Raw genomic sequence first — 18,664 nt, forward strand, 5'->3', positions numbered from 1 at the left:
TGGAGACCCGGCGGTGTGGTCATGCGGTCGTCGCCGGGACGCTCGGGGTCGCGGTCTCCTGGGCGCGGACCCGGCCGCGGGCCAGGAGCAGGGTGCCGAGGAAGCCGAGCGCCAGGGCCGCCAGCACGCCCAGGTTGGCGTAGGCCCAGGCGCCGGACCTGCCGCCGAGGCCGAGCGGGCCGAGCAGATAGCCCTGCCAGGTGAGCCAGTTCGCCGCGGTGTTGGTGACCAGGCCCCAGCCGAGGGCCGTGGCGGCCAGGGTGAGGAGCAGCGGCAGGAGCGGTACGTCGCCGTAGCGGCCGTCGGGGCGGTAGAGGTCGGCCTCGTCGTAGTCGCGGCGGCGCAGTGCCAGGTCGGCGAGCATGATCCCGCACCAGGCGGCGATCGGCACGCCGAGTGTGGTGAGGAAGCCCATGAACTGGCCGAGGAAGTCGTCGGCGAAGAAGACGATGTAGACCGAGCCCGCGATCATCAGGACGCCGTCGGCCAGGGCGGCGAGGTGGCGCGGGACGCGCAGGCCCGCGGAGAGCAGGGCGAGGCCCGAGGAGTAGATGTCCAGGACCGCGCCGCCGACCAGGCCGAGGACGGCGACCAGGGCGAAGGGGACCAGGAACCAGGTGGGGAGGATGGTCGTCAGCGCTCCGATGGGGTCGGCGGCGATGGCCTTGTCCAGGGTGTCGGAGGAGCCCGCGAGCAGGAGCCCGAAGACCAGCAGGAGCAGCGGGGCGACCGAGCCGCCGAAGGTGGTCCAGCCGATCACACCCCGGCCGGCGGAGGTGCGGGGCAGATAACGGGAGTAGTCGGCGGCCGCGTTGACCCAGCCGAGGCCGAAGCCGGTCATCATGAACACCAGCGCGCCGATGAACTCCTGGGCCGAGCCGGAGGGGATCGCGTTCACCGTGGCCCAGTGGATGTGGTCGGCGACGAGAACGACGTAGACGACGGTGAGAACGCCGGTCACCACGGTGATGACGGTCTGCAGCCGCATGATCAGGTCGAAGCCCGCCACCCCGCCGGCCACGGTCAGGGCGCAGACCACGATCAGGGCGACCACCTCGGTCCCGGTGCCGCCGCCCCAGCCGAGCCGGGTGAAGACGGTCGCGGTGGCCATGGTGGCGAGGGCGATCAGGACGGTCTCCCAGCCGACCGTGAGTACCCAGGAGACGACCGACGGCAGCCGGTTGCCGCGAACGCCGTACGCCGCGCGGCTGAGCACCATCGTGGGTGCCGAGCCGCGTTTTCCGGCGACCGCGATGAAGCCGCAGAGCAGGAACGAGGCGAGGATGCCGAGGACTCCGGCGGCCAGCGCCTGCCGGAAGGAGATGCCGAAACCGAGCGCGAAGGCACCGTAACTCAGGCCCAGGACGGAGACGTTGGCGCCGAACCACGGCCAGAACAGGGTGCGCGGGGTGCCTTTGCGCTCGGTGTCGCCGATGACGTCGAGCCCGTGCGTCTCGACCTGGAGCTGTCTGCCCGGTTCCCGTGTGTCCACCGTCGTCGACCCATCCGTCCAGGTGTGTTGGCTGGAGGCTAGGTCGGCGGATGCCGGGGGTCAAGGCGAATTGATCAGGCGGGAGCCGGGGCGGCTGCCCGATCGGCCCAACCCGATTTGACAGCTCCGGCAGCCCCCTCCAATCTATGGATCATGAAATCCATTTTCAAAAGGAGGGGCGACTGACGATGCGTGTGGCTTTCGTCGGCAAGGGCGGCAGCGGCAAGACGACGCTGTCGGCCCTCTTCACCCGCCATCTGGCGCGGTCCGGTGCGCCGGTCGTCGCGATCGACGGCGACATCAACCAGCACCTGGCCCACGCCCTCGGTCTCGACGAGGACGAACTGTTCACGGCGCCGCCGCTGAGCGCGCGGACCGGTGAGATCAAGGACTACCTGCGCGGCACGAACCCCCGGATCACCTCCCGGGCGGCCATGGTCAAGACGACCCCGCCGGGGCGCGGCTCGCGGCTGCTGCGTCTGCTCGGGGACGACGAGGTGCACTCCCACCACGTCCAGGAGGTCGGCGGGGTGCCGCTGATGGTCACCGGGGCGTTCGCCGAGAGCGACCTCGGGGTGGCCTGCTACCACTCCAAGCTCGGCGCGGTGGAGCTGTATCTGAACCATCTGGTGGACGGCCCCGGCGAGTACGTCGTCGTCGACATGACGGCGGGCGCGGACGCCTTCGCCTCCGGCCTGTTCACCCGCTTCGACATGACGTTCCTGGTGGTCGAGCCGACCCGCAAGAGCCTGTCCGTGTACCGCCAGTACCGGGACCACGCGGCCGAGTTCGGGATCCCGGTCGCGGTGGTCGGCAACAAGGTCACCGGCGCGGACGACCTCGCCTTCCTGCGCGAGCGGGTGGGCGACGACCTGCTGGCCCACTGCGAGCTGTCGTCGCACGTCCGCGCCCAGGAACAGGGCCGGTGCGGCGGCGAGCTGGAGGCGCACAACTCCCGGGCCCTGGACCTGCTGCGGGACGCCGTGGACGCGCGGGGCAAGGACTGGGAGACCTTCCAGCGGCACGCGGTGGAGTTCCATCTGCGCAACGCCACCGCCTGGGCCGACGCGGCCACGGGCCAGGACCTGGCGACACAGGTCGACCCGGACTTCCGGCACGGCCCGGCGGCCCTGCCCGCCTTCGCCTGAGACCTCGATCCCTCCGAGAGCTCATTTTCCCTTCGTACAGCACCCCTTGAACAGAACAGGACACCATCACATGTCGCTCGACGTCTCCCCGCAGCTGCTCGCCGAAGCCGAGAACGGCGCGGTGCGGGAGGAGGACTTCGTGGAAACCGTCCGTACGTCGCTGCCGTACGCGTACGACCTCGTCGCCCGGCTGACCGGCGAACTGCGGGACGGTTCCGCCGAGTTCGCCGACAACCAGACCCCGCCGCCGTCGGAGAAGGAGCGCGGTCAGCTGCTGCGGGCGCTGTCCTCCGACGCGATCCGGGGCAGCCTGGAGCGGCACTTCGGGGTCGCCCTCGCCTTCCAGAACTGCCACCGGGTCGCGGTGTTCCCGCCGGAGGCCCGGGGCGGGGAGACGCACACCCGCTTCACCTCGACGCGCTCGCAGATCCTCAACCAGTCGCCGGAGTTCCGCGACTGCTGATGCCCTGCCGGGTGTCGCACGCCCGAAGCGCGTCCCGTCGCGCCGGCTCGCCCTCCCGGACCATGCGCCGCGGCGCCATCGGCGCGGGCTCCGGGAGGGCGGTCGACCGGACGGGGATCAGCCCGCGATGATCTCGGCGAACCGGTCCGCGCCCACGTTGCCGCCGGACAGGACGACCCCGATCCGGCGCGGCAGCGGCGTCACCCGGTGGGCGAGCAGCGCCGCCAGGCCGCTGGCGCCACTCGGCTCCACGACGGTCTTCAGGCGCTCGAAGGCGAACCGCATCGCGTCCCGGATCTGGTCGTCGCTCACCAGTGAGATGTCGTCCACCAGACGCTGGTTGACGGAGAAGGTGAGCTCGCCGGGGATGTCGGCCGCCTGGCCGTCGGCGATGGTCCTCGGCACCGGGATGGAGACCCGCCGGCCCGCCTCCAGGGAACGCCTGGTGTCGTCCCCGGCCTCCGGCTCGACCCCGACGACCCGGATCCCGGGCAGCAGCCCCTTCGCGGCGGTGGCGCTGCCCGCGATCAGCCCGCCACCGCCGACCGGCACCACCAGGGCGTCCAACTCGCCCACTTCCTCGATGAGTTCGAGAGCGGCCGTGCCCTGCCCCGCCATGACGTGCGGGTGCTCGTACGGCGGCACCAGCGCAAGTCCGCGGTCCGCCGCGAGCGCCCTGCCGATCGCCTCCCGGTCACCGGTGTAGCGGTCGTACGTCACGATCTCCGCGCCGTAGCCGGCCGTCGCCTCCAGCTTGGCGCGCGGGGTGTCCTCCGGCATCAGGATCACGGCGGTGGTGCCGAGTTCGCGGGCGGCGAGGGCGACGGCCTGGGCGTGGTTGCCGGAGGAGTAGGCGGCGACGCCCTTCGCCAACTGCTCGGCGGACAGCCGGGATACGGCGTTGTAGGCGCCGCGGAACTTGAAGGCGCCGATGCGCTGGAGGTTCTCGCACTTCAAGAAGACCTCGGCGCCCACCAGTTCGTCCAGGGTGCGCGAGCGCAGCACGGGGGTGCGGTGGGCGACCCCCTTGATCCGCGCGGCCGCGTCGTGCACGTCCTGGAGGGTCACGGGCGGGGTGTCGGTCATGTTCGTCCTCCGTTCCGGGCGCCGTGGGCGCATCAACCGTCTGGACTTATTGTCTACCACCTGGACTCAATGTCCAGATGCGTTCATCCGACCTCGACCACCCTCGCCCACGCGGGCGGTGCGTCCGGCACGTAGTCGGGATCCTCCTCGTCCCACGACGTGCCCGAGTACTGCCGGGGGAACAGGCCCACCACCGTCCGGCAGGGCGGCTGTGCCTCGGGCCAGGGTGTCTGGCCGTCGGTCAGGACCACCACGACGTCCGGTGCCGGGCGCGTCCGCAGCGCCCGGGCGAAGCCCGCGCGCAGATCCGTGCCGCCGCCGCCCATCAGCGCGATGCCCTCCGCTCGGCACAGCGGCTGCACGGTCCGGGCGGCCGCGTCGCAGGACAGCACGCCGACCAGGTCCCGGCGGCCGCCGACGGCACGGGCGATCGCGGCCACCTCCAGCAGGGCACTGCCCAGTTCGGCGTCGCTGACCGAGCCGGAGGTGTCGATGACGACGCTGACCCGCGGCGGGCGGCGGCGCAGGCTCGGGAGGACCACCCCGGGCAGACCGGCCGAGCGGCGGGACGGGCGGCCGTAGCTGTAGTCGTCGCCGGCGCCCGCGGCCGAGGTCGCCGAGCGGACCGCCGCACCCAGCAACTCCCGCCACGGCTGCGGCGGATGGAAGGCCTCCTCGGCCCAGCGCCGCCAGCCCTCCGGGGAACTGCCCGGGCGGCCGGTGATGGCCTGCGCCACCCGGAACCGGACGCCGTCCCGCTCCTGCTCGCCGAGGCCGTGCGCGCCGTCCGGCCCGAGGTCCCACTCCCGGTCCCGGCCGTCGGCGCCGCTGCCGCAGTCCAGCCAGGTGAGGTCCTGCGTCAGCGGCCCGAGCCGGAACTGGCGCAGGTAGTCCTCCATCAACTGCCCCTCGGGCAGCCGCAGCATGACCGGCCGGACGGCGCCCCTGGGCCGGACCAGCCCGTCGCCGTACACGTCGTCGTTGATCTCCAGGTCCGCCGCGATGTTCATCCGCAGCCGCTCCCCGGCCCCGGTCAGCCCGCGTTCCCTGGCGACCCGGTCGCTGCGCGCATGGTGGTCACGCAGCAGGTGGGACACCTCGTGCACCCACACCCCGGCCAGGTCCTCCTCCGGCATCCGGTCCACGAACGCGGGCGAGACGTAGCACCGCCAGTGCTTGTCGACGGCCATGGTCGGCACCTGCCGGGACTCCACGACGTGCAGGGCGAACAGGGCCGTCGCGAGGTAGGGGCGGGCCCGGGCGGCCTGCAGCCGGGCGGCGTAGAGCTTGTCGAGGTCCAGTGCCCCGGCCGGTTCCGTGGTCATCGGCCCGCCTTCGCCGGGGCGCGCCCGGCGGCCCGCTCCGCGGCCCGGTCGGCGCGCCGGGACACGGACACGGCTCCGGCCAGGCGTTCGATCGCCGCCGGGACGTCCCAGTCGTCCCGGCGGAGCGAGGCCAGAGTGGTGGCGGGGACCACCACCAGGTCGGGGGCACCGGTGTCCAGGGCGCGGACCAGCAGCGCCCAGGCCGCGTCCCAGCGGGCCCGGTCCGGCCGTTCGCGGACCGCCGCGACCACGCCGTCGAGCACGGCCTGGCGCAGATCGCCGCGCTCGGGCAGCTCGGCCGCGTCCGGGTCGGCGAGCAGGGTCTCGGGGGCCGGGAGCTCCATCAGGTCCACGCTCGCCAGCAGTTCGAGCCCCGGGCCGTCCCCGACCGTGCCCCTGACCAGCAGGGAGAGCACGTCCCGGGAGGAACCGGCGGCGTGCGCGAAGGCGACCAGGCGCAGGGTCATCTCCCAGCTGCGGGGCGACGGCCAGGCCCCGCCCCGGCGCATCTCGCCGCTGGGCAGCCGGTGGACGAGCGTGGGGCGGGTGGCGAGCAGGCCGCACACCGCGCGGCGCGCGAAGTCGACGGCGGCGGGCAGCCGGTCCGGGTCGAGCCGGGGCAGGGTCGCCCGGGGCCAGGTGCCGCCGAGGCCGCGTACGACGACCTCGTGGTCGTGGGCCCACCGCAGGTGCACGAAGCGGTTGGCCAGCGGTGGGCTCAGCTCCCAGCCGTCGGCCGCCGACGAACGCGGGTTGGCCGCGGCCACGATCCGTACGCCGGGCGGGAGTCGAAGGGCGCCCACCCGGCGCTCCAGGACCAGCCGGAGCAGAGCCGCCTGCACGGCCGGTGGCGCGGTGGACAGTTCGTCGAGGAAGAGCAGGCCCCGGCCGGCCCTCACCAGCCGCACCGCCCAGTCCGGCGGGGCCATCGGGACGCCCTGGACGGCGGGGTCGTCGCCCACGACGGGCAGCCCGGAGAAGTCGGACGGCTCGTGGACACTGGCGATCACGGTGGTCAGCGGCAGATCGAGGGTCTCTGCCAGCTGGGTGAGGGCGGCGGTCTTGCCGATGCCGGGCTCGCCCCACAGGAGGACGGGCAGGTCGGCGGCGACGGCGAGGGTGAGCGCCTCCAGCTGGTCGTCGGGGCGGGATTCGGTGGTCGAGTCGCCGAGCAGCGTCAACAGGTCGTCCGCGACATCGAGTTGGCCGGCCATGTGGGCAGCGGTGTGAGTGGGCATGTCTGATCACCTTGGGGTGTGAGAGGGAAGGCAAGGGGGTGGAGGCAAGTGGGTGTGGGTCAGCGCCAGGTGGCGGGGCGTGGTCCTGGGCGCGGGTCGCGGCGCCGGCGTTGCCGGGTCCGGACCGGCCCCTTGCGGGATCCGGCGAGGCCCGCCCGGTAGAGGCCGTACGCGATCCGCCGTCGCGCGGCCGACTCCAGTTCGTCCTTCAACGGGCCGTCACGCAGCACGGCTTCCGGGCCCAGCAGTCCCTCCACGACGGCGAGCGCACCGGCGATGTCCCCGTGGTCGAGACGTTCGCGTACGCCGGTGAGGCAGTCCGGGCGGCGGTGCGCCTCGTCGACGACCCGCAGACAGGGCAGCGGCGGGCCGCCGAGCGCCACCAGCAGTTCCTCGCGCCGGAGTTCGTCCGGGGAGTGGTCCAGCGGGGACAGCACCCCGTCGACCATGCCGATGCGGTGCCGGGCGCCCCGGCATTCGACGAGGCGTGACTGCCGGGCCGGGTCCGGGGCCGGGTCCCGGGCGGTCGGCGCGTGACCGGGGACGAGCGCGGTGGCCACCAGCGGGTGCAGCCGGTCGGCGTCGATCAGCCCGGCGCGCAGCAGCTCCAGATCGGGCGGGGTCCAGGTCGCCGCGTCGGGCAGGACGGGCAGCGCGCCCGTGTCCTTGCCCGGCCGGCTCGTGGTCACCGTTCCGTCGGCCGCGACATGCAGTGCGAGCCGCTGCCGGCCGTCCAGGCGCACGACGACGGTTCCGCTGTCCCGTCCTTCGGCACGCAGCACGATCCGGGCCTCGTCCGCCCATCGGTCAGTGGCACACGACGACTGCGCGTCACCGGGGTACCGGTCGATGCCCGAGCGGGGCCGCGGCAGGTCGGCGACGCCCGCCTCCCACACCGGCCGGTCGATGCCCGAGCAGGGCCGCGGCAGGTCGGCGACGCCTGCCTCCCGCACCAGCCGGTCGGCGCCCGAGCGGGGCCGCAGTTCGTCGGCGACGCGCGCGTCCCACAGATGGCGGTGCAGGTCGAAGCGGAACCGACGGCTGGGACGCGGATGCGGATGCCCCCGGGCGGCAGGCTCGTCCAGGGTGCCGTCCCAGAGCGCGAGGCTGATCCGCTGCCCGGCGTCCGCCCAGGCCGGCGGTGTCCGGGCGACGAGGCACAGGGAGCCGTCGCCGAGGTCGTGGCGGGCGAGCGCGACGGTCAGCCCGGGCCGCAGCAGCCCGTCGGGGGCGACCCTCGGCAGGTGCCAGCGCAGCAGGTCGGGAGCGAGCCCACGCAGGTCGGCGCGGATCCGTTCCCCCACCTCCCGGCCCCAAGTACGGGTCAGGGCACGCAGGTTGAGGTCGACGTCGAGACCGGCGGCGGCACACGCCCCCGCCCAGTCCCCGGAGTTCCGGCGGGCGGTCGCGGTCTCGATCATGGTGGGCGGCACGGCGAACTCGCGCACGCGCTGCCAGAGGAGGAGTCGGGAGTCCCCGGTCACGGGGTGAGTGGCCATCAGCACTCACCTTGCGTGGTCGGGACCCCCCATCCGTGAACGGAGTGAGTGGTCATCGCGGGGAGCTTACGACTCCCCCGCCCCGGTCGGCCAGGCATTTACGGCCCCGGCCGCGACTCCGGCAACGGCCCCGGCCACGCCCCCGGCCCGCACGTGACGCGGATCACCTTGATCAAGTGCAGCGTTCTGCGGGTCCCAGGGCCTTCTCCCAGGTGTAGGCAGCCGGGGAGAGCGGGGACCGTGAGGATGGAGCAGGCTCGGGCCGGTGAGTACGACGAGTTCGTGGCGGCCCGTTGGTCGGGGTTGTTCCATCTGGCACGTCTGCTCACCGGTGGCGATCGGCATCGGGCCGAGGATCTGTTGCAGGAGTCCTTGGTCAGGTTGTGGTTCGTCTGGCCGAAGATCGCCGACGAGGCGCCGGAGGCGTACGTCCGCAAGGTCCTCGCCCGCGCGGCGGCCCGCTCGGCACGGCGGCGCTGGTGGGGCGAGCGCCCCGTGGAGGAGCTGCCCGAGGTCGCGGCGGCCGGCGACATGTCGGCAGTCGTCGCCGAACGGTCCCGGCTGGAGGGCGCGCTCGCGCTGCTGACCCCGCGCCAGCGGGCCGCGGTCGTCCTGCGCTACTACCAGGACCTGCCCGACCGGCAGGTGGCCGAGGTACTGGGATGCCCGGTGGGCACCGCCCGGTCGCACGCGGCGCGCGGTGTGGCCCGGCTGCGTGAGCTGTTGGCCGACGTCATCGAGCCGGTGGGGTGAGGGAGAAGCCATGGATCACTTCGAGCGGCAGTTGACGCAGTTGATGCACGACGACCGGGAGACGACGGCGTTCGAGCCCAGGCACCGGGACCGGCTGCGGGCCGGTGTGCAGGTGCGGCGGCGGGTCAGGGCGGCACAACAGGCGGCGGGCGGTGTCCTCGCGGTCGCGGGGCTCGGCCTCGGTCTCCTCCTGTGGCCCCATTCCGGCACCCGTGACGAGCCCAGCGCGCCGCACCCGTGGCCCGCGACCAGCCCCGGCCCGAGCACGAGTACGACAGCGGGGCCGAGCCCCTCCTCCACCGTCCCGCCCTCCGCCGCCGCGACCTCGGCCCCGCCGTCCGCCGGCACCTCCGGGCCGCCCGCCACCGAGACCGCCACGAGCGGCCGTTCGGATTCCTCCTCGGCGCCCCCGTCCTCGACGGCCACCCCGGGCGCGGGCACGACCGGGGGCACGTCGAACGGCTCGTCCGGAAGTACGGCCGGGAGCACGTCCGAGGGGACGACCGCCACCACGTCCCCGCCGTCGGCGCCCTCGACCGAGACGGCCGACCCGTCGGGCCACGCGTCGGCGTCGACCGGCTCGGCCGGATAGCGAACGGTTCCTTCTTCACCCACCCACCGCCGGGTGTGCCCTCGGCACGCCCCGAGGACGAGTACGAATGCGACCAAACGCCATGAAACACGCGCAGTCCACGCTACCGAACCCGGCTCCCCCGACTCCGCCGCGGCACGACGGTCCGGTCCTGGACCTGGCCGTGCCGGTGTTCAACGAGGAGACCGACCTGGAGCCGAGCGTGCGGCGGCTCCACGCCCACCTGCGGGAGACGTTCCCGTACCCGTTCCGGATCACCGTCGCCGACAACGCCAGCACCGACGCCACTCCCCTCATCGCGGCGCGGCTGGCCGGTGAACTGCCCGAGGTGGAGTGGATACGGCTGGCCGAGAAGGGGCGCGGCCGGGCGCTGCGGGCCGCCTGGTCGGGATCGTCGGCGCCCGTGGTCGCCTATCTCGACGTGGACCTGTCGACCGGGCTCTCGGCGCTGCTGCCGCTCGTCGCCCCGCTGCTCTCGGGCCACTCCGACCTCGCCATCGGCACCCGGCTGGCGCCCAGCTCCCGCGTGGTGCGCGGCCCCAAGCGGGAGTTCGTCTCCCGCTGCTACAACGTCCTGCTGCGCTGCACCCTCTCGGTCGGGTTCTCGGACGCGCAGTGCGGTTTCAAGGCCGTACGACGGGAGGTCGCCGGGCAACTGCTGCCGCTGGTGCGGGACTCCGCGTGGTTCTTCGACACGGAGTTGCTGGTGGTCGCGGAGCGGGCCGGGCTGCGGATCCACGAAGTGCCGGTCGACTGGGTGGACGATCCGGACAGCCGGGTGGCGCTCCTGTCCACGGCCCTCGCCGACCTGCGCGGTATCGCGCGGGTCGGATGGGCGCTGGCCCGGGGCGCGCTGCCGCAGCGGCACCGGGGGTTCGCGGTTCCGGCGGCCGTAACGGCTCTCGCGCATCTCCTCCTGTACACGGCGGTGCGCCCGGCCGCCGACGCGGAAGTGGCCAACGGCCTTGCCCTGCTGATCTGTTGGGTCGTGGGACAGACGGTCTTCGGCGTGCTCCCGCTGCCCGCCCTGGCCGTCCGGCTGGCCCTCACCGCCGGTTCGCTCGCCGCCCTGCGGCACACGGTGTCCGGCGCCGGTCACCGCGCCGAACTCGCCGTACTGGCCGCCGCCCACCTGTCCCTCCTGCTGGCGCGGTCGGCGTTCGGGCGGAACCGGACGGAGTCCGCCGCCTCATGACCACGCCCTTGACGACCACGGCCCAGGAGATCACGCCCCCGGCCGCCCCGCCCGTGGTCTCCGGCCCCGAACTGCCGGAGACGCCCGGCTTCCGGCAGCGCGTTCGCCGCTACGGCCCGGCCCTCGCGATGTACGGCGTCCTGAAGCTCATCGGCTTCGGCTCGTTCATGTATCTGCTGGACTCGGCCGGGGACTTCCGCAAGAAGCATCCGCGTTTCGGGGGCGGCGCGCGCACCTGGGACGTGCTGGGCACCTGGGACGGCTGGTGGTACCAGCAGATCGCCCTGCACGGCTACCACCCCGAACTGGTCCCGGTTCCCGGTGCCACCGGGCTGATCACCCTGCAGGGCAATTCGGCCGCGTTCTTCCCGCTGTACCCGGCGCTGATGCGGGTCGCGATGGAGGTCACGGGTCTCGGCCCGTTCGGTGCCGGGCTGCTGGTGTCGGTCGTGGCCTCGTTCGCGGCGGCGCTGGGGATCTTCGCCGTCGCCGCGTGGTTCGGGGGCCGGCGGGCGGGGCTGGCGGCGGCCGGGCTGTGGGCCGTGTGGCCGGGCTCCGGCGTGGAGTGGGCGGTGTACTCCGACTCGCTGTACGTGGCGCTCGCCGCCTGGGTCCTGTACGCCGTGCTGACCCGCCGCTGGCTGACCGCGGGGGTGCTGGCGTTCGCGGCGGGACTCAACCGCCCCACCGCAGCCGCGCTGACAGCCGCGCTGGCCCTTGCCGCGCTGCTCGCGCTGCGCCGCCGCGAGGACGGCGTCGCACGTCCGCTGACCGCCCTGCTCGTCGCCCCGCTGGGCCTGCTCGGCTATCTGGGCTGGGTGGGCCACCGCATGGGCGACTACGGCGGCTACTTCAAGCTCCAGTCGGGCGCCTGGGGGCACGAGTTCGACTACGGCAAGCAGACCCTGGACGTCCTGACGTCCGTCCCCGTGGGCCACTTCTCCTATCTCTTCGCGCTCCCCTTCGCGGACGTCATCGGGGTCGGCGTCGTGCTGCTGGACCTCGCGCTGCTGCCGCTGCTGTTCCGGCTGCGGCCGCCGGCGGTGCTGGTCGTCCACACGGTGCTCACCCTCGCCCTGGTGCTGGGCAGCCAGCAGTACTTCGCGAACGTCTCGCGCTATCTGCTGCCCGCCTTCCCGCTGTTCCTCCCCCTGGCGGTTGCCCTGCGCCGCGTCAGCCTGCCCTACCAGTGCCTCCTGCTGGGCATCGCGGCGCTGGCCTCCGGCTCGTACGCGGGCTACGCCCTGTTCGAACTCGGGGTGCCGTAGGGCCTGTCGGCTCAGCTCTTCTTGACCGCCACTCCGCCGTAGAAGCCGATCTCCTCGGACCCCTGGGGCGGGGTGGTGTCCGGGCGCCAGAACGGGACCTGGGCCACGCCGGGTTCGATCAGCTCGAATCCCTCGAAGAACCGCTCGATCCGGTCGCGGGGGCGCAGGTTCATCGTCGCGGTCGCGTTGTTGTAGACGGCCTGGGCGTCGCTGCGGTCGTCGGCGAAGTCGTCCGTGGCGTGCGAGAGCACCAGGAAGCTGCCGGCCGGGAGCGCGTCGCGCAGGGTGGCCACGATCCGCTCCGGCTCCTCCGCGTCGCGGATGAAGTGGAGGATGGCGACGAGGAACAGGGCCACCGGCTGCCCGAAGTCGATGATCCGGCGGACCTCGGGGTGGTCCACGACGGACTGCGGGTCGCGCAGGTCGGCGAGGACGATGCTGGTGGTGCCGGCCCGGCTGAGCAGCGCGTCGCCGTGGGCCTTCACGATCGGATCGTTGTCGACATAGGCGACGCGGACGTCCGCGGCCAGCTCCTGGGCTATCTCGTGCACGTTCGGCGAGGTGGGCAGACCGGTGCCGACGTCGAGGATCTGGCGGACGCCGCTGTCGATGACGTGCCGCACCGCCCGCTGCAGAAAGCCGCGGTTGGCCCGTACGGAGATCCATACCTCGGGCGCGGCGGCGGCGAGCTGGTCACCGGCCTTGCGGTCCACCTCGTAGTTGTCCTTGCCGCCCAGCAAGTAGTCGTAGATCCGGGCCGGATGCGGCTTGCTGGTGTCGATCTCCACGGACCCGATGCCGTCCTGCGTCACGTGCGCTCCTCTCAACGACCGCCCCGGCCCCCCTTGGCACACCGACGGCTGGCGACAGCTTTACATATCAACTTCGGTACTTGCGCACCGAGTTCCCCGTCCAGAAGATCGCGGGGCCCGCGCCCGCGTCACCGTCCGGTGGGCGGAGTCGCTCGAGGGGGCGTACGTGACTACCATCGGGCCCAGGTGTCCGGGCAGGTGGCCCGGTTTGGTTGGGGGTTTCACATGGTTACCGGTCGTGTGGTGCGGTTCGACAGCTCGCGCGGGTACGGGTTCATCGCTCCGGACGGTGGTGGAGAGGACGTCTTCCTGCATGTGAACGACATGCAGATGCCGGAGTCGTACGTCCGCCCCGGTGTGGCGGTGGAGTTCGAGATCGAGAGCGGCGAGCGCGGACCGAAGGCGTCCGGTGTCCGGCTCTCCCGGGGCGCCGACGTCCGGACGCTCGGCCCCGACGACGACTCGCTGTGCGACCTGCTCAGCGCGGACGAGTTCACCCGCGAGGTCACCGAGACGCTGCTGGCGTCGGCGCCCACGCTCACCGCCGAGGAGATCGTGCGGGTCCGGGGCGCACTGGCCCAGTTCGCCAAGAACCACGGGTGGATCGAGGGCTGACCCGGCGTCGGCGGCCGGCCTCGGCCCCGGTTGTCAGGACAGGGCCGGGCCGGTCACGTACCGCCCCTTGTCGTCGTACGGCCAGACGTTGGGCAGACAGCCGTGCATGCCCTTGATCTGCTGCATCATCACGGGGGCCGGCTGTCCCGCGCCGGGGCAGCCGACGTGGCCGTGGCCGAGGAAGTGGCCGACCTCGTGGTTGATGATCAGGGCCCGGTAGTCCTTGACCCGGTGGGCGTAGACGGGGGTCGCGAGCAGCCAGCGCCGGAGGTTCACCATGACGTGCTGGGCCACGTTGCAGTTGACCTCGCCCCCGGTGTCCAGGCCGTACTCCCCGCAGATCTTGTCCACCGTCCCGGGGGTGGCCACCTGGACCACGAAGTCGGTCGGACCGCTCGACACCCGTTCGAACGCCGAGTGGCCGTCGGCGGTCCAGCCGCGCGGGTCGGCCAGGATCCGTTCGACCTGCCGGGCGACGTCGGTGGCCGACAGGTCGATGCCGGTCTCGACGTCGACCCGGTAGCGCAGGACCGTTCCCGACCCGACCCTGGCGCTGCTGCCGGCCGCGGTGACGAACGTGCCCGGTCCCGTGGCCGGGATCTCGGGCGTGCGCGAGGTGCGGGGGCTCGGGGAGGCGGAGGTGGTGGCCGGACCGGGCGACGGGGACCGGGAACCGGCCGACGGGGACCGGGGGCCGGGCGACGGCGTGGTGGAGCCGAGGCGGCTGGACCGAGCCCGCTCCGTGGGCCCGCTCGGTGCTGCGCCGGCGTGGCCGGTGTCCGCGCCGGACGAACCTCCGCCCACAGCCACGAACCCGGCGGCGCCCAGGAAGGCCAGCGCGGCCAGGCCCACCCAGAGCGGTCCCCTGCGCGTCCGCCCGCGGGCGACGGCGTGCGAGGGGCCGTTTCGGCGACGGCCACGAGAGGAACGTGCTGTGCGCGTGGTCATGACCGTCAGGTTGTGATCGGAATGTGATCGGACCTGGCGCAGATAATAACGAAGCGATAACGGACGTCACGTCGAAGGTTTATATGATCATCCCGTAACAAACGCACAGCTGTGCGGATGCCATACGGATACTGAGCGCATGCCACGCGTTCTGCTGATCGAAGACGACCGTGCCGTGCGGGAGGGAGTGGCCCTCGCCCTGCGCCGCCAGGGTCACGAGCTCGCCGCCGTCGCGACCGGGGAGGACGGGCTGGAACGGGTGCGGTCCTTCCGGCCGGACGTCGTGGTGCTGGACCTCATGCTGCCCGGACTGCCCGGACTTGATGTGTGCCGGCGGATCCGCGCCCTCGACCAGACCCTGCCGATCGTCATGGCGACCGCGCGCGGCGACGACGAGGACATCGTCGTGGGACTGGAGGCGGGCGCCGACGACTACGTGGTCAAGCCCGTGCAGGCCCGGGTGCTGGAGGCGCGCATCCGCGCGGTGCTGCGCCGAGCGGGCGGTGCGCCCGCCGAGGGCGGGATACCGAGGATCGACACCTACGGGGAGCTGTCCGTCGACCGGGCCGGGCTCTCGGTCACCCGCGACGGTGTGCCGGTCCTGCTCGCGCCCTCCGAACTCCGGCTGCTGCTCACCCTGTCCGCGTCCCCCGGTCAGGTGTTCAGCCGGCAGCAGCTCCTCGAAGCGGTCTGGGAGCACAGCTACCACGGGGACGCGCGGCTGGTGGACGCCTGCGTCCGGCGGCTGCGCGTCAAGATGGGCGAGCCACCGCGCGAACCCCGCTACATCCAGACGGTGCGCGGCTTCGGCTACCGGTTCGCGGCCCGGTGAGGCGTCCCAGGCTCCCCCAACTGCGCGGCCTGCGCGTCCGGTTGGTGCTCGCCTTCACCCTCGTCGCCGCCGTCACCGCGGCCACCACCGGCGCCCTGACCTTCCGTGAGGCCCGCACGGGCGTGCTCCAGCAGAGCCAGGACGCCGTGATCCAGCAGCTGCGCACCCAGGTCGGCCGCCTCGCCCCGGATCTCTTCTTCCCGCCGGCCGAGGGTGAACTGCAGCGGTTCGCGGCGGACGTGGCCCGCGCCGAGCCCACCGGCAACTGGCGGGTCATGGCCACGTACGGCCGGCTGAGCGCCACCTCCGTCCAGGACGACTCCTTCAAGGAGCTGACCCCCGCCCTGCGCGAGTCCGTCGGGTCCAGCATCGCCACCGTGTTCCAGCGGGTGGCCGTCGGCGACGGCACCGCGCTCGTCGTCGGCATGTCGGTCACCTTCGCCGATCCCCCCGCCAAGGGCGTGTACCCCTCCGGGGTCCATGTCTTCCTGACGGTTCCGCAGACCACGGAACGTGCCTACGTCGACGCCCTGGTCACCGCCGCCGAACGGGCCGCCGTGCCCGCGCTGACGCTCGCCGTGCTGCTGGCGCTGCTGGCCGCCCGCGGAGTGCTCCGCCCGGTCCGGGCACTGCGCCGCGCCACCCGCAGCATCGCGGAGGGACGCCTCGACACCCGGCTCTCCGTCGACGGATCCGACGAACTCGCCGATCTGTCCCACACGTTCAACGAGACGGCCGCCGCGCTGGAGAAGTCGGTGACCGAGCTGCGCGGCATGGAGGCCCGGGCCCGCCGGTTCGCCGCGGACGTGTCGCACGAACTGCGCACCCCGCTCGCCGCCATGTCCGCCGTCACCGACGTCCTCGACGAGGACGCCGCCCGGCTGGCCCCGGACACCGCCACCGCGGTCCGCCTGATCAGCGAGGAGACCGTGAAACTGGCCCGGCTGGTGGACGACCTCATGGAGATCTCCCGTTTCGACGCGGGCGCCGCCGTGCTCCACCTGGACGAGATCGACCTCGCCGAGTCGCTGCGGCGCACCCTCGACGCCCGCGCCTGGAACGGCCTGGTGGACTGCGACCTGCCGCCGCCCGGCACCCTGCGCGGCCGGGTCGACCCGCGCCGCCTGGACGTCGTCGTCGCCAACCTGGTCGGCAACGCGCTGCGGCACGGCGCCCGGCCCGTGGCACTGTGCCTCTACGACGGCGGGGAGGTCGGCGGTACCCGGCTCGCGGTGATCGAGGTGCTGGACAGCGGGCCCGGCATCCCGGACGACGTCCTGCCGTACGTCTTCGAGCGGTTCTACAAGTCGGACGCCGCCCGTGCCCGCACCGAGGGCAGCGGCCTGGGTCTCGCGATCACCGCGGAGAACGTCCGGGTGCACGGCGGCACCGTCCGCGCCGCGAACCGGCCCGAGGGGGGCGCCGTGTTCACGGTGCGGCTCCCCCTGCCCGCCGACGAGGGAACCCAGGGGGACCGATGGTGACAGTGCGGCGCAGGGCCCGCTCCGCGTTGCCGGTCCTCGCGGCGCTGTGCGCGCTGACGTCCTGCGGTATCCCCACGACCGGTGTGGTGCAGGCGGGCGGTCCCGCCAGTGGGGTCGTGCCTATGACGCGGGTGTACTTCCTGCGGGGCGACACCCTGATCGGCGTCCGGCGCGAGACCGCCGTGCCGGGCGACATCGAGTCGGCGCTGCGGGAACTCGTGCTGGGCCCGACCGAGGTGGAGCGCGGCACGGGGCTGACCACGCGGCTGCCGCTGCTCACGGGGCTGCCGACGCCGGTGCCCGCGGTGCCGGCCACGGACGGCGGCCCCGTCGCCGCGCCCGAGGCGACCGACGCCACGGACCTGCTGACGGTGACGGCCCGGGACCACCGGATCTCCGTCGAACTGTCCGCGTCCGCAGGTGAGTTGACCGATCCCGGCCTCGCGGTGGCGCAGATCGTCTGCACGGCCGACGCGGCACAGCGGGTGGCCGCCCCCGGCTACGCACCCGACCCGGTGACGGTCACGGCCCCTAACGGCCGGCCCATCCGGGGTGCCTCCGCGCGCTGCCCCGAGTCCTGACCGGTCCGGGCGCTCATCGGCCGCGTCGCCCCGGGCCCCGCTACCCGCCCCGTCCGGGCCTCCGGACCCACCTCGTGGAAGGCAACGGCATCGCACGAGCGGTGGGACCGGCCTGAACCACGGTCCGGACGGCCTCGCCGCCCTCGCGCACCTCGCCGACGGCGCCGTCCGATCAGGACGCGAACGGCACCAGTCCCGACGGTGCCTCGCTCCGCCCGGCGGGGTGCCGCCAGACCCCCTCCGCGGCCAGCCGGGGCAGGACCCCCTCCCCGAACCAGTAGGCCTCCTCCAGGTGCGGATACCCGGAAAGCACGAACTCCTCGATGCCCAGCGCCGCGTACTCCCTGATCCGCGCGGCGACCTCGTCGTGCGAGCCGACCAGCGCGGTCCCGGCGCCACCCCGCACCAGCCCGATGCCCGCCCAGAGGTTGGGATGGATCTCCAGCGCGTCCCGTCGGCCCCCGTGCAGCGCCAGCATCCGGCGCTGCCCCTCGGACTCGCTGCGCGCGAGCCCCGTCTGCACGGATTCCACGGTCGCCGGATCGAACCCGTCAAGGAGCCGTTCCGCCTCCGCCCAGGCCTGCTCGGAGGTGTCCCGGGTGATGACGTGCAGCCGGATCCCGAACCGCAGGGTCCGCCCCTCCTTCGCCGCCAGCCCCCGGATCCAGGCGATCTTCTCCGCGACCTGGGCCGGCGGCTCCCCCCAGGTCAGGTACACGTCGACATGGCGGGCCGCGATCTCCCCCGCGACCGGCGAGGACCCCCCGAAGTACACCTCGGGCACCGGATCCGGCACCCGGGCCAGCCTGGCGTCCTCGACCCTGAGGTGCTCCCCCTTCAGATCGACGGTCCCGCCCTCCCACAACCCCCGTACGACTTCCAGGAATTCACCGGTACGGCGATACCGCGCGTCCTTGTCGAGGAAGTCCCCGTAGGCCCGCTGCTCGTGACTCTCGCCCCCGGTCACCACATTGAGCAGCAGCCGTCCGCCGGACTGCCGCTGGAACGTGGACGCCATCTGCGCGGCGAGCGTGGGCGAGACGAAGCCCGGCCGGAAGGCGACCAGGAACTTCAGCCGCTCGGTGTGCCGGCTGACCATGGCCGTGGTCAGCCAGGCGTCCTCGCACCAGGCGCCGGTGGGGGTCAGTGCCCCCACGAACCCGAGGTCCTCCGCGGCCTTGGCGATCTGGCTCAGATAGGCGACCGTCGGCGGCCGGTCCCGTCCGGAGGCCGTGGCCGGGGTGCCGTGGCCGCCGCCGACGACATGGCGGCTGTCACCGTTGGTGGGCAGGAACCAGTGGAAGGTGAGGGACACGAGGGGGTTCTCCGTTCG

Annotated in this window: 18 protein-coding genes; 9 read left to right on the forward strand and 9 right to left on the reverse strand. The window is 73.3% G+C overall.

The genetic code is table 11. The features are described from left to right. Window positions 1-19: 19 nt before the first annotated feature. Complete coding sequence (locus tag AB0D85_RS32230) at window positions 20-1,492, reverse strand: cytosine permease (protein WP_362328048.1); 1,473 nt, start codon at window positions 1,490-1,492, stop codon at window positions 20-22. A gap of 188 nt (window positions 1,493-1,680) precedes the next feature. Between AB0D85_RS32230 and AB0D85_RS32235 the strand changes: the two genes are divergently transcribed. Together AB0D85_RS32235 and AB0D85_RS32240 are read left to right on the forward strand one after the other, a co-directional pair. Further along, window positions 1,681-2,640 (forward strand): adenylyl-sulfate kinase, encoded by a 960-nt coding sequence (locus AB0D85_RS32235; protein WP_362328050.1) that lies wholly within the window; start codon window positions 1,681-1,683, stop codon window positions 2,638-2,640. Window positions 2,641-2,710: 70 nt separating this feature from the next. Beyond that, on the forward strand, window positions 2,711-3,103 hold the full coding sequence (locus tag AB0D85_RS32240; RefSeq protein ID WP_362328052.1) for an SCO5389 family protein: 393 nt from the start codon (window positions 2,711-2,713) through the stop codon (window positions 3,101-3,103). 117 nt (window positions 3,104-3,220) lie between these two features. Here the strand turns inward: AB0D85_RS32240 and AB0D85_RS32245 are convergent, their stop codons facing one another. The 4 genes from AB0D85_RS32245 to AB0D85_RS32260 all read right to left on the reverse strand — a co-directional run bounded on the left by AB0D85_RS32245 (window position 3,221) and on the right by AB0D85_RS32260 (window position 8,251). Then, a complete protein-coding gene (locus tag AB0D85_RS32245) occupies window positions 3,221-4,189 on the reverse strand; it encodes a threo-3-hydroxy-L-aspartate ammonia-lyase (protein WP_362328054.1) in 969 nt (322 codons plus the stop codon). Between the two features lie 83 nt (window positions 4,190-4,272). After that, window positions 4,273-5,514, reverse strand: a complete 1,242-nt coding sequence (locus AB0D85_RS32250; protein ID WP_362328056.1) for a VWA-like domain-containing protein — start codon at window positions 5,512-5,514, stop codon at window positions 4,273-4,275. After that, entirely contained in the window at window positions 5,511-6,752 is a 1,242-nt protein-coding gene (locus tag AB0D85_RS32255; protein WP_362328058.1) for a MoxR family ATPase, read from the reverse strand. Before AB0D85_RS32255 ends, AB0D85_RS32250 begins: the two co-directional genes overlap by 4 nt. A gap of 59 nt (window positions 6,753-6,811) precedes the next feature. Then, the gene (locus tag AB0D85_RS32260; RefSeq protein ID WP_362328060.1) at window positions 6,812-8,251 is read right to left on the reverse strand and encodes a hypothetical protein; all 1,440 of its coding nucleotides are present in this window, start codon (window positions 8,249-8,251) and stop codon (window positions 6,812-6,814) included. 246 nt (window positions 8,252-8,497) lie between these two features. Between AB0D85_RS32260 and AB0D85_RS32265 the strand changes: the two genes are divergently transcribed. Then, the gene (locus AB0D85_RS32265; RefSeq protein ID WP_362328062.1) at window positions 8,498-9,004 is read left to right on the forward strand and encodes a SigE family RNA polymerase sigma factor; all 507 of its coding nucleotides are present in this window, start codon (window positions 8,498-8,500) and stop codon (window positions 9,002-9,004) included. Between the two features lie 15 nt (window positions 9,005-9,019). On the opposite strand, the gene AB0D85_RS32270 is transcribed toward AB0D85_RS32265, so the two are convergent. After that, on the reverse strand, window positions 9,020-9,619 hold the full coding sequence (locus AB0D85_RS32270; RefSeq protein ID WP_362328064.1) for a hypothetical protein: 600 nt from the start codon (window positions 9,617-9,619) through the stop codon (window positions 9,020-9,022). Window positions 9,620-9,663: 44 nt separating this feature from the next. Here AB0D85_RS32270 and AB0D85_RS32275 point away from each other — a divergent pair, with 44 nt between their 5' ends. Continuing rightward, window positions 9,664-10,791 carry a glycosyltransferase gene (locus AB0D85_RS32275; protein ID WP_362328066.1) on the forward strand — a complete coding sequence of 376 codons (1,128 nt, stop codon included), beginning with the start codon at window positions 9,664-9,666 and terminating at the stop codon, window positions 10,789-10,791. A gap of 128 nt (window positions 10,792-10,919) precedes the next feature. Next, window positions 10,920-12,059, forward strand: coding sequence for a hypothetical protein (locus AB0D85_RS32280; protein WP_362328342.1), 1,140 nt, complete (start codon window positions 10,920-10,922; stop codon window positions 12,057-12,059). An 11-nt stretch (window positions 12,060-12,070) separates the two neighbouring features. On the opposite strand, the gene AB0D85_RS32285 is transcribed toward AB0D85_RS32280, so the two are convergent. Then, complete coding sequence (locus AB0D85_RS32285) at window positions 12,071-12,871, reverse strand: SAM-dependent methyltransferase (protein WP_362328068.1); 801 nt, start codon at window positions 12,869-12,871, stop codon at window positions 12,071-12,073. 225 nt (window positions 12,872-13,096) lie between these two features. Between AB0D85_RS32285 and AB0D85_RS32290 the strand changes: the two genes are divergently transcribed. Then, the gene (locus AB0D85_RS32290) at window positions 13,097-13,486 is read left to right on the forward strand and encodes a cold shock domain-containing protein (protein WP_362328071.1); all 390 of its coding nucleotides are present in this window, start codon (window positions 13,097-13,099) and stop codon (window positions 13,484-13,486) included. Window positions 13,487-13,519: 33 nt separating this feature from the next. On the opposite strand, the gene AB0D85_RS32295 is transcribed toward AB0D85_RS32290, so the two are convergent. Continuing rightward, complete coding sequence (locus tag AB0D85_RS32295; protein WP_362328073.1) at window positions 13,520-14,434, reverse strand: DUF3152 domain-containing protein; 915 nt, start codon at window positions 14,432-14,434, stop codon at window positions 13,520-13,522. A gap of 139 nt (window positions 14,435-14,573) precedes the next feature. Between AB0D85_RS32295 and AB0D85_RS32300 the strand changes: the two genes are divergently transcribed. From AB0D85_RS32300 to AB0D85_RS32310, 3 genes are read left to right on the forward strand one after another with little or no spacing between them, the layout of a single operon-like run. Beyond that, window positions 14,574-15,266 (forward strand): response regulator transcription factor, encoded by a 693-nt coding sequence (locus tag AB0D85_RS32300; RefSeq protein ID WP_362328075.1) that lies wholly within the window; start codon window positions 14,574-14,576, stop codon window positions 15,264-15,266. Then, window positions 15,263-16,750 carry a HAMP domain-containing sensor histidine kinase gene (locus AB0D85_RS32305; protein ID WP_362328077.1) on the forward strand — a complete coding sequence of 496 codons (1,488 nt, stop codon included), beginning with the start codon at window positions 15,263-15,265 and terminating at the stop codon, window positions 16,748-16,750. The genes AB0D85_RS32300 and AB0D85_RS32305 overlap by 4 nt, the downstream gene beginning before the upstream one ends. Beyond that, window positions 16,744-17,331 carry a hypothetical protein gene (locus AB0D85_RS32310; RefSeq protein WP_362328079.1) on the forward strand — a complete coding sequence of 196 codons (588 nt, stop codon included), beginning with the start codon at window positions 16,744-16,746 and terminating at the stop codon, window positions 17,329-17,331. The genes AB0D85_RS32305 and AB0D85_RS32310 overlap by 7 nt, the downstream gene beginning before the upstream one ends. A gap of 172 nt (window positions 17,332-17,503) precedes the next feature. Here AB0D85_RS32310 and AB0D85_RS32315 read toward each other — a convergent pair whose 3' ends face one another. Next, complete coding sequence (locus AB0D85_RS32315) at window positions 17,504-18,646, reverse strand: LLM class flavin-dependent oxidoreductase (protein ID WP_362328081.1); 1,143 nt, start codon at window positions 18,644-18,646, stop codon at window positions 17,504-17,506. Window positions 18,647-18,664 lie beyond the last annotated feature (18 nt).

The organism is Streptomyces sp. NPDC048277, from assembly GCF_040652235.1.
Classification (GTDB): Bacteria; Actinomycetota; Actinomycetes; order Streptomycetales; family Streptomycetaceae; genus Streptomyces.

Coding starts and splice junctions, on each gene's coding strand:
- AB0D85_RS32235 (WP_362328050.1), top strand. CDS start 1,681: ATGCGTGTGGCTTTCGTCGGCAAGGGCGGCAGCGGCAAGACGACGCTG.
- AB0D85_RS32240 (WP_362328052.1), top strand. CDS start 2,711: ATGTCGCTCGACGTCTCCCCGCAGCTGCTCGCCGAAGCCGAGAACGGC.
- AB0D85_RS32245 (WP_362328054.1), bottom strand. CDS start 4,189: ATGACCGACACCCCGCCCGTGACCCTCCAGGACGTGCACGACGCGGCC.
- AB0D85_RS32250 (WP_362328056.1), bottom strand. CDS start 5,514: ATGACCACGGAACCGGCCGGGGCACTGGACCTCGACAAGCTCTACGCC.
- AB0D85_RS32255 (WP_362328058.1), bottom strand. CDS start 6,752: ATGCCCACTCACACCGCTGCCCACATGGCCGGCCAACTCGATGTCGCG.
- AB0D85_RS32260 (WP_362328060.1), bottom strand. CDS start 8,251: ATGGCCACTCACCCCGTGACCGGGGACTCCCGACTCCTCCTCTGGCAG.
- AB0D85_RS32265 (WP_362328062.1), top strand. CDS start 8,498: ATGGAGCAGGCTCGGGCCGGTGAGTACGACGAGTTCGTGGCGGCCCGT.
- AB0D85_RS32275 (WP_362328066.1), top strand. CDS start 9,664: ATGCGACCAAACGCCATGAAACACGCGCAGTCCACGCTACCGAACCCG.
- AB0D85_RS32280 (WP_362328342.1), top strand. CDS start 10,920: ATGTACGGCGTCCTGAAGCTCATCGGCTTCGGCTCGTTCATGTATCTG.
- AB0D85_RS32290 (WP_362328071.1), top strand. CDS start 13,097: ATGGTTACCGGTCGTGTGGTGCGGTTCGACAGCTCGCGCGGGTACGGG.
- AB0D85_RS32295 (WP_362328073.1), bottom strand. CDS start 14,434: ATGACCACGCGCACAGCACGTTCCTCTCGTGGCCGTCGCCGAAACGGC.
- AB0D85_RS32300 (WP_362328075.1), top strand. CDS start 14,574: ATGCCACGCGTTCTGCTGATCGAAGACGACCGTGCCGTGCGGGAGGGA.
- AB0D85_RS32310 (WP_362328079.1), top strand. CDS start 16,744: ATGGTGACAGTGCGGCGCAGGGCCCGCTCCGCGTTGCCGGTCCTCGCG.